General features: G+C 72.2%; 12 protein-coding genes and 1 other RNA gene. 8 read left to right on the forward strand and 5 right to left on the reverse strand.

What is annotated here, in order from left to right:
- Window positions 1-22 precede the first annotated feature (22 nt).
- Window positions 23-442 (forward strand): hypothetical protein, encoded by a 420-nt coding sequence (locus E4T13_RS11490; RefSeq protein WP_137178391.1) that lies wholly within the window; start codon window positions 23-25, stop codon window positions 440-442.
- Between the two features lie 82 nt (window positions 443-524).
- Complete coding sequence (locus E4T13_RS11495) at window positions 525-767, forward strand: hypothetical protein (protein ID WP_137178392.1); 243 nt, start codon at window positions 525-527, stop codon at window positions 765-767.
- Between the two features lie 21 nt (window positions 768-788).
- Here E4T13_RS11495 and E4T13_RS11500 read toward each other — a convergent pair whose 3' ends face one another.
- The 3 genes from E4T13_RS11500 to E4T13_RS11510 all read right to left on the reverse strand — a co-directional run bounded on the left by E4T13_RS11500 (window position 789) and on the right by E4T13_RS11510 (window position 4,381).
- Entirely contained in the window at window positions 789-2,186 is a 1,398-nt protein-coding gene (locus tag E4T13_RS11500) for a M20/M25/M40 family metallo-hydrolase (RefSeq protein WP_137178393.1), read from the reverse strand.
- Between the two features lie 61 nt (window positions 2,187-2,247).
- Window positions 2,248-3,906, reverse strand: coding sequence for a chloride channel protein (locus tag E4T13_RS11505; protein WP_137178394.1), 1,659 nt, complete (start codon window positions 3,904-3,906; stop codon window positions 2,248-2,250).
- A 67-nt stretch (window positions 3,907-3,973) separates the two neighbouring features.
- The gene (locus E4T13_RS11510; RefSeq protein ID WP_137178395.1) at window positions 3,974-4,381 is read right to left on the reverse strand and encodes a DUF4332 domain-containing protein; all 408 of its coding nucleotides are present in this window, start codon (window positions 4,379-4,381) and stop codon (window positions 3,974-3,976) included.
- A gap of 88 nt (window positions 4,382-4,469) precedes the next feature.
- Here E4T13_RS11510 and E4T13_RS11515 point away from each other — a divergent pair, with 88 nt between their 5' ends.
- A complete protein-coding gene (locus tag E4T13_RS11515) occupies window positions 4,470-5,900 on the forward strand; it encodes a lyase family protein (protein ID WP_137178396.1) in 1,431 nt (476 codons plus the stop codon).
- Complete coding sequence (locus E4T13_RS11520) at window positions 5,897-6,121, forward strand: ribbon-helix-helix domain-containing protein (RefSeq protein WP_137178397.1); 225 nt, start codon at window positions 5,897-5,899, stop codon at window positions 6,119-6,121. The genes E4T13_RS11515 and E4T13_RS11520 overlap by 4 nt, the downstream gene beginning before the upstream one ends.
- A 59-nt stretch (window positions 6,122-6,180) precedes the next feature.
- Here E4T13_RS11520 and E4T13_RS11525 read toward each other — a convergent pair whose 3' ends face one another.
- On the reverse strand, window positions 6,181-9,039 hold the full coding sequence (locus tag E4T13_RS11525; RefSeq protein ID WP_170984949.1) for an AsmA family protein: 2,859 nt from the start codon (window positions 9,037-9,039) through the stop codon (window positions 6,181-6,183).
- Window positions 9,036-12,659 carry a hydantoinase B/oxoprolinase family protein gene (locus E4T13_RS11530; RefSeq protein WP_137178399.1) on the reverse strand — a complete coding sequence of 1,208 codons (3,624 nt, stop codon included), beginning with the start codon at window positions 12,657-12,659 and terminating at the stop codon, window positions 9,036-9,038. The genes E4T13_RS11525 and E4T13_RS11530 overlap by 4 nt, the downstream gene beginning before the upstream one ends.
- A 131-nt stretch (window positions 12,660-12,790) precedes the next feature.
- Here E4T13_RS11530 and E4T13_RS11535 point away from each other — a divergent pair, with 131 nt between their 5' ends.
- From E4T13_RS11535 to rnpB, 4 genes are all read left to right on the forward strand, one after another.
- Window positions 12,791-13,561, forward strand: coding sequence for a TerB family tellurite resistance protein (locus E4T13_RS11535; protein ID WP_137178400.1), 771 nt, complete (start codon window positions 12,791-12,793; stop codon window positions 13,559-13,561).
- Between the two features lie 4 nt (window positions 13,562-13,565).
- The gene (locus E4T13_RS11540) at window positions 13,566-14,234 is read left to right on the forward strand and encodes an N-acetylmuramoyl-L-alanine amidase (protein ID WP_408906390.1); all 669 of its coding nucleotides are present in this window, start codon (window positions 13,566-13,568) and stop codon (window positions 14,232-14,234) included.
- Complete coding sequence (locus tag E4T13_RS11545; protein ID WP_137178401.1) at window positions 14,231-14,779, forward strand: nucleotidyltransferase family protein; 549 nt, start codon at window positions 14,231-14,233, stop codon at window positions 14,777-14,779. The genes E4T13_RS11540 and E4T13_RS11545 overlap by 4 nt, the downstream gene beginning before the upstream one ends.
- A 35-nt stretch (window positions 14,780-14,814) precedes the next feature.
- Window positions 14,815-15,232: RNase P RNA component class A (gene rnpB, locus E4T13_RS11550), an RNA gene on the forward strand.
- The last annotated feature ends 286 nt before the right edge of the window (window positions 15,233-15,518 follow it).

Below are 15,518 nucleotides of genomic sequence, written 5' to 3' on the forward strand. Positions count from 1 at the left end.
GATCGCCGGAGGAAACCGGCGCGTGTCGATCAGCGGCAACGAAGCCACACCGCGGATGCCGGCATGGGTTCCCGTGCTGCTCGCGGCCTTCGCGCTGCAGGTAGCAATCATGGTCGCGATCCAGGCGCTGCCGATCGCCGGGCCGCTGCTGACGGCCGAGGCCGGCTTGCCGTCGGAGGCGATCGGCTACCTGACCGGCACGGCGCAACTCGGGACGGTGCTCTACTTGGTCGTCGGCGGGCCGATCATCCCGCGCTTCGGCGCCATGCGAACCCTGCAGGCCGGGGCTGCGGCCGCGGCGCTGGCGCTGCTGGTCGTGACGACCGGGATCCTGCCGGCGCTCTTCCTCGGCGCGCTGCTCCTCGGGCTCGCGAGCGGGCCAACGGTTCCGGCCGGAAGCCGCATCCTGACCGCAACGTGCCGCCGGAACACCGCACGCTGATCTTCTCGATCAAGCAGTCCGGCGCGCCGCTGGGCGGCATCCTGGCAGGGATCCTGTTGCCCGCTATCGTGGCCGCGGCGGGATGGCGATCGGCGCTGCTGCTGGCCGCGCGCATTACTATTCGCTGGCACAGGCCGGCGCGGTGTTCGCCGCGCTGCAGGTCGGCGGCTTCGCCGCACGCATCCTGCTCGCCTGGCTGGCCGACCGCACGGGCGCGCCGGTCGGCGTGCTGCTGCCGATGCTGGCCGTGGCGGCGCAGGCGGGGGTTGCCGCGCTGCTGCTGGCGCCCCGCCTCGCACCCCATCTCCGCATCGCCGGCCGCTGACTGGCGGCGCGGCGTCAGGGTCTATCGGCGGAAATCGGCCGCGCGCATCCGGCCGATCTCGGTCAGCAGAAGCGGCCAGAGCCGCAGCCCCTCATCCAGCGAGGACAGGCGGAAGAACTCGTTCGGCGCATGCGCGTCCTCGTCCGGGCTCGCCAAGCCGAACATCAGGCTGTCCATGCCGAGCCGTTCCTGGAACATGGTGGTGATCGGCACGGTGCCGCCGAGCCGCGTCACCGCGGGCTCCGCCCCCTTCTCCCGCCGCAGCACGGCGGCGGCGGCGGCGCGCAGCGGATGCTCGGCGCCGAGGGTGTAGGCGCGGGTGCCGCCCGGCGCATAGTCGAATGCCAGCGCGACGCCCGGCGGCGCATGACGCTCCAGATGCGCCTTCACCGCCGCCTGCGCCGCCGCCGGGTCCTGGCCGGGCACCAGGCGCATGGTCAGCTTGGCATGCGCCTCGGCCGGGGTGACGGTCTTGCCGCCCTCTCCGGTGTAGCCGCCCCACATGCCGTTCACCTCGACCGTCGGGCGCAGCGTGGTCCGTTCCCGCACTGTGTAGGCCGGGTCGCCGAAGGGGGTCGCGCCGAACTGCGCATACCAGGCGGCCTCGGCGAGCGGCAGCGAAGCCGCCTCCATGCGCAGCGCGTTGGTGATCGGCGTCGCGCCTGCCTCGAAGCCTTCCACGACGACGCGGCCTTGCTCGTCATGAAGCGTGGCGATCAGGCGCGCCATCTCATGCAGCGCGTTGCGCAGCGCGCCGCCGACCTTGCCCGAATGCGCGTCCTTGCTCGCGGTGCGCAGGCTGAACTGCAGCGCGGTGATGCCGCGGCAGCCGATGTTGAGCACCGGCACCTTGCCCGCCGCGCCGCCGCCATCGGCGGACAGCATCGCATCCGCCGCCAGCAGATCGCGGTTCGCCTCGATCAACGCGGGCAGGGTCGGGCTGCCGACCTCCTCCTCGCCTTCCAGGAACAGCTTCACATTGACGGGGCAGCCGCCCTCCACCGCCAGGAAGGCGGCGACCGTCTCGATCGCGATGGTGGTGGAGCCCTTCACGTCGGAAGCGCCGCGGGCATGGATCCGGCCGTCGCGGATCGCCGGCTCGAAGGGCGGGCTCTGCCAGAGTTCCAGCGGATCGGCCGGCTGCACGTCGTAATGCCCGTAGATCATGATGGTCGGCTTGTCCGGGCCGGCGCCGGTCCAGGCACCGAACACCGCGGGCTGACCGCCCGGGGCTTCCAGCAGGCGCACATCCGGCAAGCCTGCCGCGCGCAGCCGGTCCAGCAGGAATTCGCGCGCGCCGCGCATCCCCTCGGCGAAGGCCGGGTCCGTGCTGACGGAGGGGAAGCGGATCAGCGTGAGCAGGCGCTCGAGAATTGCGTCGCGCTGTGCCTGCAGGTGCTTGATGACGCGCTCGCTCATGTCGATCCCCGGAAGGCCATGCGTCGCTGCATCGGGCCTGAGGCTCCGCCGGGCAATCCCGTCAGCGGTGTCGTTCCAACTCCGATTTGAGCTGGCCGACCAGCGCCGCCTGCGTGACGGCCCCGATGACCGCCTCCGGCGTGACGCGGCTCTGCACCGTCGGCAACACCAGGATGACCTCCGCACCCGCATCGTGCATGCGCGTCGCGGCCTGCAGCAGCCCTTCGCGCGGCCAGGATGTGACAAAGCGCAGCGCGCGACCCTCGGCGTCGCTGACCGCGGCGATGTGGCCGTCCGGCGCCGCCTCGATCCGGAAAGGCTCCTGCGTCATCGCATCCGCCACGCGCAGCACCGGCAGCACGGGCGCCTGCAGCCCTTCCGGCACCGCATGGCCGCGGGCCAGCAGCTTCATGGTGTAGATGCTCTCCGCCATCACCGCGCGGCGCGTCCACCAGGCCGCGGCGGCGGTGATGATCAGCGGCAGCAGGATCGCCGTGTCGTCCGTCAGCTCGGTGATCATGACGATGGCGGTGAGAACCGCGCCCGTGGTGCCGCCCACCATGCCGGCCATCCCCGCCAGCGCGAAGGCCGGCACGCCAAGCCCCATCCCGGGGGCGAGCTGCGTCACGATCACGCCGACCGCGCCGCCGGCCGTGGCGCCGATGAACAGCGCCGGCGAGAACACGCCGCCCGAGGCGCCCGACCCGATGGAGAGCGCCGTCGCCACCAGCTTCAGCGCGGCCAGCAGCAGCAGGAACCAGGGGTCGGACAGCGCGCCGCCCAGCACGTCCATGATCGTCGCGTAGCCGACGCCCTCGACATAATAGTGGCCGGTGCGCTGCAGCAGCACCCAGAGCAGCAGCCCGACGCCGAGCATGCCGAGCACATGCCGCGTGTAGTAGTTGCCGGGTATCGCGTCGAAAACATCCTCCGCGCGATAGATCGCGCGGATGAAGGCGACGGAAAGCAGGCCTGTCACTGCGCCCAGCAGCAGGAACAGCCCCAGCGCGCCGGGCGCCAGCAGCAGTGCCTTCGACACCTCCAGCGCCGGCACGACGAAGGCCGGCGCATCGCCGAGGAGCGCCTGGCCGATGCGCGTGGCGACGACCACGGCGGTGGCGACCACCAGCAGGTTGCGGGCATTGACGCTCAGCAGCAGCAACTCCACCGCGAAGAGCAACCCGCCAAGCGGCGCGTTGAAGGTGGCAGCGATCCCGGCGCCCGCACCGGCCGCGACCAGCAGGCGGCGATCGGGCGCCCCCATCGGCAGGATCTGCCCGAGCGTAGAGCCGAATGCCGAGCCGATCTGCACGATCGGCCCTTCGCGTCCGACCGACGCGCCCGTGCCGATGGAGATCGCCGACGCCAGCGACTTCACCGCCGCCACCTGCGGCCGGATCAGGCCCTCGCGGAAATGCACCGCGTCCATCACCTCGGGCACGCCGTGGCCTTTCGCTTCCGGCGCGAAATTCGACACCAGGAACGCGACCAATACGGCGCCCGCCGCGGGCGCCAGGATGACCCAGGCGCCGAAGGGCGCCGCGACCGTATGGGCGTTCGCCTCGTAGTCGAGCCGCAGCACGCCGAGGAAGGCGAGGTTATGGACCAGCCCGATCAGCAGCCGGAACAGCCAGGCGCCGACTCCCGCGATCACCCCGACCAGGGCCGCGAAGGCAAGCATTGCGGCGATCGGGTATCGCGTCGGGGCGGTCAGCGTCATCCGCCGAGTGTGTCGCTTCGGCGGCCAGGCGCAAGAACCTGCGGTTGCCGCGCCGGCCCGCCGCCGCTCAATAGCTCAGCGCACGCGGCAGGGCCTTCGCGGCCGCCACCCATTCCTCGACCGCCTTCAGTGCGGGCGGCTGGCGCACCAGCTTCTTCGCCTCGTTCGCCTTCAGCAGCGCGGCGTGCAGGTTCTCCGGCTTACGCTGGGCAAGCTCCGGCACGGTATCCACCCCGGCCGCCTCCAGCAGGTCCGAGTACTGCTCCCCGATGCCCTTCACGCGCATCAGGTCTGCGCGATTGGCCCATTTCAGCACCAGCGCCTCGCTGACGCCCGTGGCAGCCGCGAGTGCGGCGCGATCCTTGGGCGCGGCGCATGTCGCCAGCAGCGAATCGGTGTCCTTGATGCCGGCCGCCCGCAGCTTCTCGCCATAGGCCTTGCCGATGCCCTCGATCTCCTCGATCGCGTAGCCCATCGCCATATCCCCCGATGCCGTCGCGGCGCCCCAAGGCTATGGCGCAACTTCGGCGGTTACGCAACGATTCGGCTGTGACGCGAAAGCAATGACGGACCAAGGCAGCGAGACGCACGAAGCCCAGCGGGTCGAGACCGATTCGCTCGGCACCATCCACATCCCCGCCCATCGCCTCTGGGGCCCGCAGACCGAGCGCGCGCGCCGGCTGTTCCAGATCGGCTCGGAGCGCTTCCCGCCCATCCTGATCCGGGCGGTCGGCCTGCAGAAGCAGGCCGCGGCGGAAGCGAACAGGACGCTGGGCGAACTGCCGGCGGCGATCGCGGACGCCATCATCGCCGCCGCGGCCGAGGTGGCGGCGAACCGCCACGACGCTGAATTCCCGCTGCCGGTGTGGCAGACCGGCTCCGGCACCCAGACCAACATGAATGCCAACGAGGTCATCGCGCATCTGGCGAACCGCGCGCTCGGCTCGGCCGATGCCCGCAAGCCGGTGCATCCCAACGACCATGTGAACCGCGGCCAGTCCTCCAACGACAGCTTCCCGACCGCGATGCACGTCGCCGCGGCCGAGGCGCTGACGCACCACACGATCCCGGGGCTCCGGGCGCTGCATGCGGCGCTTGCGAAGCGCGCGGCGGAATGGGCGCAGATCGTGAAGATCGGCCGCACGCACATGATGGATGCCGTGCCGGTCACGCTCGGGCAGGAAGCGGCGGCCTGGGCGCTGCAGGTGGAACTCGGCATCGCGCGGCTGCAGCAGGCGCTGCCGCGGCTGATGCCGCTGCCGCAGGGCGGCACCGCCGCCGGCACCGGCCTCAACCGCCATGCCGATTTCGCGCGGTTGTTCGCCGAGCGGATGGCGGCGTTGACCGGCCTGCCCTTCACCGCCAGCCCCAACCCCTTCGAGGGGATGGGCGCGCATGATGCCTTCGTCGAGGCATCCGGCGCGCTGAACACGCTGGCCGTGTCGCTCAACAAGATCGGCAACGACGTGCGCCTGCTCGGCAGCGGCCCGCGGGCGGGCATAGCTGAGCTGGTGATCCCGGCCGATGGGCTCTCCAGTTCCATCATGCCCGGCAAGACCAACCCGACCCAGTCGGAGGCGCTGACGATGGTCTGCGCGCAGGTCATGGGCAACCATGTCACCGTCACCATCGCCGGCGCGCAGGGCCATCTGGAGCTGAACGTCTTCAAGCCGGTGATCATCCAGGCGGTACTGCAATCGGCGCGCCTGATCGGCGACGCGGCGCGCAGCTTCGCGGTCAACATGGTGGACAAGCTGGAGCCGAACCGCGACCGGATCGCGGACAACCTGGCGCGGTCGCTGATGCTGGTGACGGCACTCAACCCGCGGATCGGCTATGACAAGGCCGTACAGATCGCCAAGACCGCGCTCGCCGAGGACATCACCCTGCAGAAGGCGGCCGCGCGCCTCGGCCATGTCGCGCCGGAGGACTTTGCGCGCTGGGTGCGACCGGAGGAGATGGTACGGCCCGGCACGACGCTGGAGGGCGGGTGAGCCGGCATCTCCGCAAGCGCAGCTTCCGCCTGGCAGGCCATCGGACCTCAGTCGCGCTCGAACCCGCCTTCTGGGCGGCGCTGGAGGAGGTGGCGCGGCGGCGCGGCGGCAGCCTCGCCGGGCTGGTCGCGGAGCTGGACGCCGCGCGGGCGGATCCGGACCTGCCGCTGGCCTCGGCGCTGCGCGTCTTCGCCCTGGAACAGGCCGCCGCGCGGCCTTGATGCTATCGGTCGGCCGGCAAGCCAAGCCCGCATAGGGCCGCGCCCGGCGATCGAGGGTATCAGCCCTGCTCCGCCCGCCAGCGCGCCCAGTCGGCGATCTCCGGCAGGACGTTCGGCGCGGTGGCCGCGCCGGTGGCGCGCAGCCCGAGGTCCGGCGCTTCGGCCGCGGCCGGCCGCACGCCGAGCCTGAGGTCCAGCACCCCCCGCGCCAGGTCCGCGCCACCCGACAGCGTCGCCGTCGCGCCGGATTCGGTGGTGATGCGTCCGGCCTCGATCGTCACCCGCCCGGCTTCGACGCTGCCCTGCAACTCCAGGCGGTCGAAGGCGGTGGCGCCGGCGCCGAGGGCGCGCCGCGCGGCCTCCTGCGCCTCGGTCAGCTCCGGCAGCGCCGTCGCGGCGACCGCGGCGGCCAGGTCCACGCCTGTCAGCACGCCGTCGCGCAGGCTTGCCTGCCAGCTTCCGGACAGCGTGGCCAGAAGCGCAGCCGGCGCATGACCGGTGGCCGCCAGGCGCGCCGCGACATCGCCCCGCCCGGCCGTGAGATCGAAGGGCAGGCCGAACAGCGGCGCGGCGAGCGTCGCGCCGGCCAGCTTCATCTCCAGCGTCATCCGCGGCGGGCCGGCTCCGGAGACATCCACCGAGAGCCCGCCCTCCAGCGCGCCGCCGGCCAGCTTCCCGGTGACCCCGCCCAGAACGAGGCGGCCTTCGGCCAGGCGCAGCGTGCCCGTCGCGGCTTCGAGCACCGTGCCACCGGCCTCCACCCGCGCGGCTTCCAGCGCGATCTCGGCGTCGAAGCCGTTCAACGCGTCGAGGGGCAGCGGCTCGGCGCTGCGCAGGCCGGGCAGCGGCAGAGGCAGCCGCTCCGCCACGATCCGCCCGGCGATGCGCGGCCGCGGCGCGATGCCCAGGGCGAGTTGTCCGCCGGCGCGCAGCCCGCCGGCCACCAGCTCGAAGCTCTCGGCCGAAAGCAGGTTCGGCCCGGCGGCGAGGTTTGCGACCAGCGAGAAGGAGCCCTCCCCCATCCAGGGAGCGACATCCACGCCAAAGGCCTCGGCCAGCAGGCGCGGTGCACCGGGATGGCGCAGTGTCGCCGCCGCGGTGCCGCGACCGGCGTTCAGGTCCATCGTGCCCGAGGCTTCCAGCCGCAGCTCGCCCAGCTCCGCCTCGCCCTTCAGCGCCAGCGCCTCGGCCGGCCCGCCGCCGGAAAGCCGCAGCGACACGGGCTTCGCCGCGAGCGGGCGCAGGTCCGGCCAGGAGCCCGGCAGCAGGTCGAACAGCCCACGGGCCGTCGCGCCATTCGCCTCCAGGGTCAGGTCCTGCAGGCGAAGCTGGCGGCCGAGTTGCGCGGTGCCGGAGGCGACGATGTCCGCTTCCGCCATGCGGCCGGAAAGGCGGCGCAAGGTGAGCCTGCCATTCTCCACGGCGGCATCGAGGGCGCCGCGTTCGAGCACCGCCTCCCCCCAGCGCGCCGTCTCGGCAGCCAGCCGGAGATTGAGGTCGAGCGCGCCCAGGCTGCGGCCAAGCTGCTCGAGATCGATGCCGTGCGGCAACCAACGGTTGAGGTCCAGCCGGTCCACCGTGAGACCGAGGCCGAGCGCCGGGCGCGGCGCGTAGCGCAGGGTGCCGGCGCCGGACAGCCGCAGATCCTCGAAGTTGGCCGCCAGTTCCGGCACCGCGGCCTGGCTTTCCTCCAGCACCAGGCGCAAGCGGCCCTCGCCCTTGCGCAGCAGGGTGGGGTCGAGATCGCCGACCGGCAGGTTGAGCGCGGCCAATGTGCTGCGGATGTCCGGCCCGGCGAAGCGCGCGGCGATCTCCAGCCGGCCGCCGGCGGTGACGCCGGCGAAATCGAGTTCCGTCTCGCCCGGCAGCAGCACGGAGACGTCGGTCAGTGTCAGCCGCCCCTCCTCCAGGAAGGCGGCGCCGCGCAGCCGGCGCAGGGTCAGCCCGGCGAAACCCGCCGCCTCCGCGGAGAGATCCACCGAGACCGGCCAGGGGCGCGGCCCTGCCTGGCGCAGCGCCTTCACCCAGCCATCCAGGTCGAGCCGGCTGGCGAGCAGCGCCACATCCAGCCGCGGCGCCGGCACCAGGCGCAGCGCCGCCGCGCCGCGGGCCGGCGCGCCGGCCAGGTCGATCGCCAGGTCGTCGGCGGCGAGCAGGTCGGCGGTGGCGCTCAGCCGGCCGGCGGCGCGGAAGGCGCCAGGCGGGCTCGGCAGCAGGGCGGCGAGGTCCGGGCCCGATACCTCCATCGTGCCCTCGAAGCCGCCATCGGGCACCAGCACGCCTCGGGCGCGGCCGGTGGCTTCCGGCATGGCCAGCGAGATCTCCAGCGGCGCGATGCCGTCCCAGCCGGGCCGGCCGAGGGTGGCGGCGAAGCGCGCCGGGCGACCCGCCCAGGCGAAGCTGCCCGAGATCTCCAGCGCCTGCGTCGGCCCGCCGGAGCTGAGATGCGCGGTCACGCCATCCAGCACGGCGTCGCCAAGCCGCACGCGGGCATCCTCCAGCTCCGCATCCAGCTCGGTGATCCAGCTTGGCGGGCGGAAGGCGAGGACCGGGCCCGGCGGCCAGGGCAGCGTCACATCCGCGCCGACCAGGGCCAGTTCGCGGGGTTCCAGCCGCCCGGCGAGGAGCGCGCCGAGATCGAGGCGCACGCGCAGCATGCGCGCCGTGACGCGGAAGGCAGCGGTGTCCTCGGTCTCGGGCGGCTCGGCGATGGTGACGCCGCCGGCGCGCACGACCGGGCTCGGCAGCAGGGTGACCTCCACCGGGCCGTCGAGGGTGACGGGCCGCCCGAGGCTGCGGCTGGCGATCTCGGCGAGGCGCTCGCGCCAGGGCTCCCAATCCATCAGCCGCGGGCCGATGGTCAGACCGCCAAGCAACAGCAGCAGCAGAAGCCCGAAGGCGAGGCCGAGGCGCTTCATCCCGCCTGCGGCGCGCCCCACCCGCCCCCGCCCGGCGTCTCCAGCGCCAGCAGGTCGCCCGCTTCGAGCGCGGCGCGGTCCTGGCCCTTCATCGGGTGGATGCGTCCGTCGCCGCGCTCCACCCATTGCCGCCCGGGCGCGCCGGGCTGCCCGCCCTGCAGGCCATGCGGCGGAACGGTGCGGCGGGAGGCGACGATCACCGCCTCCATCGGGCGCAGGAAGCGGATGCGGCGGCGGCTGCCGTCGCCGCCCGGCCAATGGCCGGCGCCGCCGGAGCCGCGGCGGATGGCGAATTCCTCGAGGCGGACGGGGTAGCGCAGTTCGAGCACCTCGGGGTCCGTCATGCGGGTGTTGGTCATGTGCGTCTGCACCGCCGAGGTGCCGGCGAAGCCCGGCCCCGCGCCGGTGCCGCCGCAGACCGTCTCGTAGTATTGATAAACCGCGTCCCCGAACAGCAGGTTGTTCATCGTCGCCTGGGCCGAGGCGCAGGCGCCGAGAGCGGCGAGCAGCGCGTTGCAGGTCATCTGGCTGACCTCGGTGTTGCCGGCGACCACGGCCGCGCCGCCTCCCGGACCGTCGGGCCTGGGCGAGAGGAAGGTGCCGTCGGGCACCACGATCTCGAGCGGCACCAGGCAGCCATCGTTGAGCGGGATGTCCTCGCCCACCAGGCAGCGGAAGCAGTAGAGCACCACGGCGCGGCAGACCGCGGCCGGCGCGTTGAAATTGTCGGGGCGCTGGGGGCCGGTGGCGGTGAAGTCGATCACCGCGCGTCGTGCGGCGCGGTCCACGCGGACGGCGACCTTGAGCGGCGTGCCGTCGTCGATGGTCGTCTCGAAGCTGCCGTCCTGCAGGCGGTCCAGCACGCGGCGGACGCTTTCCTCCGCATTGTCCATGACGTGCTTCATGTAGGCGCGGACGGTGTCGAGGCCGAATTCGGCGACGGCGCGGCGGATTTCCTGCACGCCCTTTTCGTTGGCGGCGACCTGCGCCTTGATGTCGGCGACGTTCACGTCGGGGCTTCGCGCAGGGAATTTCGCCGAGGCGAGAAGCGAGCGGAACTCCGCTTCCCGGATGGTGCCGCCATCAACGAGAAGAAAATCGTCGATGACGACGCCTTCCTCCTCCAGGGTCTTCGACCCTGGCGGGGTGGAGCCCGGCGTCAGCCCGCCGACATCGGCGTGATGCCCGCGGCTCCCCACGAAGAACAGGATTTTCCGCTCGTTCTCGGCGAAGACCGGGGTGATGACGGTGATGTCGGGCAGGTGGGTGCCGCCGTTGTACGGGTTGTTCAGCGCCACCACGTCGCCGGGCTTCAGCGTGGCGCCGCGCGAGCGGATCACGGTGCGCACGCTCTCGCCCATGGCGCCGAGATGCACGGGCACATGCGGCGCATTCGCGACGAGGCGGCCGGTCTCGTCGAAGATCGCGCAGGAGAAGTCCAGCCGCTCCTTGATGTTCACGCTGAGGGAGGTGTTCTGCAGCACCGCGCCGGTCTGCTCGGCGATGTTCATGAAGAGGTTGTTGAACAGCTCCAGCATCACCGGATCGGGGCGCGCGAGGTCCGCGAGCTTCGCGGCCGCGCGCGCCTCCGTGCGGCGCAGGACCAGGTGGTTCAGCGCGGTGACCTCGGCGGTCCAGCCTGGCTCGACGACGGTGGTGGCGATCGCCTCGCGGATCAGGGCGGGGCCGGGAATGCGGTCGCCGGCATGCAGCGAATCGCGGTCCAGCACCGGCGCGTCATGCGCGGCGCCGCCGCTGAACAGCCGCACCGTGTCGAGGCGCGGGATGTCCGCGCCGGCGGCGCGCGGCGGCAGCGCGGCCTCGTCCACCTTTTCGCCGGGCGAGGTCACCTCGACCACGCAGGCCTCGACAATGATCGGGCGCTCGGGCGTGGCGAAGCCGAAGCGGCGGCGATGCGCCTCGGTGAAGCTTTTGCGCAGCGCGTCGTGGTCGGCGAAGGGCACGGGAAGAAAACTGTCGGTGCCCTGGTAGCGCAGGTGCAGGCGCCGCGCGGCGGAGAGCGTCGCGGCCGCCGCGCCCTGGCGCACCAGTTCCGCGCGCCCGGCTTCCTCCAGCGCATCGAGCCGCGCAATGAGGTCCGGTAGCGCCTCCGCCGACAGCGGCGCCTCCACCGCGGCCTCGCGTATCACCGTCTGGTCGGCGAGGCCCATGCCATAGGCGGAGAGCACGCCGGCGAAGGGATGGATGAACACCGTCTCCATGCCGAGTTCGTCCGCCACGAGGCAGGCATGCTGGCCGCCGGCGCCGCCGAAGCATTGCAGCGCGTAGCGCGTGGCGTCGTGGCCCTTCTGGATCGAGACCTGCTTGATGGCGTTCGCCATGTTCGCGACGGCGACGCGGAGAAACCCCTCCGCCACCTGCTCGGGCGTCTGCGCAGTGCCGGTGGCGCCGGCGATCTCCCGCGCAAGAGCGGCGAATTTCTCGCGCACGGTGTCGGCGTCGAGCGGCTGGTCGCCGTTCGGACCGAAGATCGCGGGGAAGTGGCGCGGCTGCACCTTGCCGACCATGACGTTCGCGTCGGTGACCGTGAGCGGCCCGCCGCGGCGGTAGCAGGCCGGGCCGGGCACCGCGCCCGCACTCTCCGGTCCCACCCGGAATCGGGCGCCGTCGAACGAGAGAATCGAGCCGCCGCCGGCGGCGACGGTGTTGATCGCCATCATCGGCGCGCGCATGCGCACGCCCGCAACCTGCGTCTCGAAGGCGCGCTCGAATTCGCCGGCATAAAGCGCGACATCGGTGGACGTGCCGCCCATGTCGAAGCCGATTATTTTGTTCAGCTGGGCCATTTCTGCGGTTCTCGCCGCACCGACGATGCCGCCCGCCGGCCCCGACAGGATCGCGTCCTTGCCCTGGAAGGACGACGCCTCGGCCAGTCCGCCGCTCGACTGCATGAAATACAGACGGACACCCGGCAACTCGGCGGAAACCTGCTCTACGTAGCGGCGCAGGATGGGCGAGAGATAGGCGTCCACCACGGTCGTGTCGCCGCGCGGCACGATGCGCGGCAGCGGGCTTGCCTGGTGGGAGAGCGAGACCTGGGTGAAGCCGGCCTCCCGCGCCAATTCGCCGAGGCGCAGCTCATGCGCGGGATGCGCCCAGGCATGCATCATCACGATGGCGACGGCGCGGATGCCGGCGGCGTGCGCCTCGGCGAGCGCGGTGCGGGCGGCGGCCTCGTCCAGCGCCTCGATCTCGGCGCCGTCCACCGCGACGCGGCCGCCGATCTCGGCCACACGCTCATGCAGCAGCTCCGGCAGCCTGACGTTCAGGTCGAAGAGCCGCGGGCGGGCCTGGTTGCCGATGCGCAGCATGTCGGCAAAGCCCCGGTTCACCAGCAGCAGCACCCGCTCGCCCTTGCGCTCCAGCAGGGCGTTGGTGGCGACGGTGGTGCCCATCTTCACCGCCTCGATCGTACCGGGCGGGATCGGCGCATCGACCGGCAGGCCCAGGCAGGCGCGGATGCCCGCCACGGCGGCGTCGCGGTAGCGGCCGGGATTCTCGGACAGCAGCTTGCGGGTGGAGAGGCGGCCGGCGGGATCGCGGGCGACGATGTCGGTGAAGGTGCCGCCGCGGTCGATCCAGAACTGCCAGCCGGCCATGGCCGTATCCCTTTGAGACGTATCGCCTTGCTTCTGTCGGCAGCCGGGCGCTTCCGTCAACGCCCTGGCCTGTAGCCCGGCTTTCCGCCGTGCTAGGGAATACCGGGCATAGCGCGGATGGGCGTGGCGGCTTGGGCGTCTGGGGCAAGATCATCGGCGGCGTCAGCGGCTTCCTGACGGGCGGCCCGCTGGGCGCCGTGGTCGGCGCGGCGCTGGGCCATGCCGCGGACCAGGGCGCCATTCCCGGCCGGATCGGGCCGGGTGCGGCCGACATGGCGGCGCTGCTCGGCAACAAGGAGACGCTGTTCGCGATCAGCGTCATCGTGCTCTCGGCCAAGCTCGCCAAGGCGGACGGGCCGGTGAAGCGGCAGGAAATCGACGCCTTCAAGGCCATGTTCCGCATCCCGCCGCAGAACCTGCGCGAGGTCGGTCAGATGTTCGACCAGGCCCGCCAGGACGCCGAGGGCTGGGAGCCCTTCGCCGAACGGCTCGGCGAGGCCTTCGCCGACAACCGCGCCATGCTGGAGGATGTGCTGGCGGCGCTGTTCTACATCGCGCGCAGCGACGGCCCGGTCACCGTGGGTGAGTTGCCGGTCCTGCAGGGCGTGCATCTGCGCTTCGGCCTGGACCATGCTGCCTGGGACCGCTGCAAGAATGGTGGCCAGTCGGGATCGCGGGTGGAGCAGCAGAAGCAGACCGACGACGCCTATGCGGTGTTCGGCCTGACCCCGGCGGCGACCGACGAGGAAGTGCGGATGGCGTGGCGCAAGCTGATGCGGGAGAACCACCCCGACAGCCTCGCCGCACGCGGCGTGCCGGCCGAGTTCGTGGACCGCGCGACGCGCAAGGTCGCCGAGATCAACGCCGCGTGGGACCGCATTAAGCGGCAGCGGGGGTTGTAAGCGGGTGCGCATCCGCGACCTGCCCTCCCCCAATCAGGATGACCGCCCGCCGGGCGCACCCATCGACACGCTGATCCTGCATTACACCGGCATGCGCAGCGGGGCGGAGGCGATCGCCAGGCTGCGGGATCCGGAAGCGCGCGTCTCCTCGCATTACGTCGTCGAGGAGGACGGCGCGGTCTTCCGGCTGGTGGCGGAACACCGCCGCGCCTTCCACGCGGGCATCTCGCATTGGCGCGGCAATACGCTGCTGAACGGCCGGTCCATCGGCATCGAGATCGTCAATCCCGGCCATGAATGGGGCTACCGCCCCTTCCCCGCGCTGCAGATGGCCGCGGTTTGCGACCTGTGCCTGGCGATCCTGGGGCGCCACCCGATCCCGGCACGGAACGTGGTGGCGCATTCCGACGTCGCGCCGGACCGCAAGGAGGATCCGGGCGAGCTCTTCGACTGGGAGGGGCTGGCCGCCAACGGCGTCGGGCTGTGGCCGGCACGGGACGGCGCGCCGGAAGGCGACCCGCTGACGCTGCTCGCCCACATCGGCTACCGCACCGACCTGCCGCTGGACGTCCTGATGCGCGCTTTCCAGCGGCATTGGCGGCCGGCGCACGTGGACGGGATCGCAGATGCCGCCACGCTCGCACGGCTCAATGCGGTGGCCGACACGGTGTGAGCGCGGCGCAGGTCGCGGCGATCCTCGCCGGCAGCGCGCAGCACGCGGATGCGCTGCAGGCGGCGGCGCTGGCGGGACCGGCAGGCGGCTGGATCGGCGCCGGCTTCCTGCGCAACGCCGTGTGGGATGCGCTGTCGGGCCGGGCGCCGGACATCGCCGCGCTCGCCGATCTCGACCTTGTGCATCACGATCCCTCCGCGCCGCCGGATGCATGCTTCGAGGCTGCGCTGCGCGCAGCGCGCGCGCTGCCCTGGTCGGTGGTGAACCAGGCGCGCGCGCATCCCTGGAACGGCCACGCGCCCTATCGCGACCTGGCCGACGCCCTGGCGCATTGGCCGGAGACCGCGACGGCGGTGGCGGCGCGGCTTGCCCGCGGGCGGATCGAGATCCTGGCGCCGCATGGGCTGCACGACCTGATGGCGATGGTGGTGCGCCCGACGCCCGCGCATGCCGCCGATCCGCGCGCGGTGCGGGACCGCCTGGCGGCGAAGGGCTGGCCGGCGCGGTGGCCCAGGCTGCGCGTCATCGGCCTGGACGGGCATTGACCCGCGCGCGCCGCGGCGCGACATGCGGCGTGGCGTCGGATGGCTGGGCGACCGCTGGCGGGATGGCGACACCGCGCTGGAGGAAAGTCCGGGCTCTCCGGGAAGACGGTGCCGGTTAACGACCGGCGGGCGAAAGCCCAGGGAAAGTGCCACAGAGAGCAGACCGCCACGGCAGGGCGAAAGCCCTCCCGCGGCAAGGGTGAAAGGGTGGGGCAAGAGCCCACCGCGCCCTTGGCAACAAGGGCGGCATGGCAAACCCCACCGGGAGCAAGGCCGAATAGGGGCGGCCGGCGTGGCGGGTCATACCGCTGACGCAGGGGGCATTCCCGCCCCGCCGCCCGGGTTGGCCGCGTGAACCCTGCGGCGACGCAGGGTCCAGAGGAATGGTCGTCGAGCGCCGAGGGCTCACGCCCTGGGCGCGGACAGAACCCGGCTTACAGGCCATCCGGCGCCGCTTTTCCTTCTGCAATGGTCAAGCTTGCCCGTGCGGCGGCAGGAACAAACAACGAAGGCCGGCAATCTGCAGGAAATCTGTTTGTATGCCTTTTGTGTCCTCTGAAGGGATTCCCGTAAGCGCCTGATGAACGACCGTTTTATCCCGAGGTTTTGCCGACGGCCTGCTGGAATAATGCTTGTCGCCCAGAAAATCTCCATGCTATCCCAGAGCATCCCGTGACGGTGCTTCGCTCGGGGGGGCATTCTGGGCACCGAAGCGGGATGGTCGGGCGAGCCGGTGGGG

The organism is Roseomonas sp. AR75 (genome assembly GCF_005222815.1).
Taxonomy (GTDB): Bacteria; Pseudomonadota; Alphaproteobacteria; order Acetobacterales; family Acetobacteraceae; genus Falsiroseomonas.

Coding starts and splice junctions, on each gene's coding strand:
- E4T13_RS11530 (WP_137178399.1), bottom strand. CDS start 12,659: ATGGCCGGCTGGCAGTTCTGGATCGACCGCGGCGGCACCTTCACCGAC.
- E4T13_RS11510 (WP_137178395.1), bottom strand. CDS start 4,381: ATGGGCTACGCGATCGAGGAGATCGAGGGCATCGGCAAGGCCTATGGC.
- E4T13_RS11525 (WP_170984949.1), bottom strand. CDS start 9,039: ATGAAGCGCCTCGGCCTCGCCTTCGGGCTTCTGCTGCTGCTGTTGCTT.
- E4T13_RS11495 (WP_137178392.1), top strand. CDS start 525: ATGGCGATCGGCGCTGCTGCTGGCCGCGCGCATTACTATTCGCTGGCA.
- E4T13_RS11515 (WP_137178396.1), top strand. CDS start 4,470: ATGACGGACCAAGGCAGCGAGACGCACGAAGCCCAGCGGGTCGAGACC.
- E4T13_RS11505 (WP_137178394.1), bottom strand. CDS start 3,906: ATGACGCTGACCGCCCCGACGCGATACCCGATCGCCGCAATGCTTGCC.
- E4T13_RS11500 (WP_137178393.1), bottom strand. CDS start 2,186: ATGAGCGAGCGCGTCATCAAGCACCTGCAGGCACAGCGCGACGCAATT.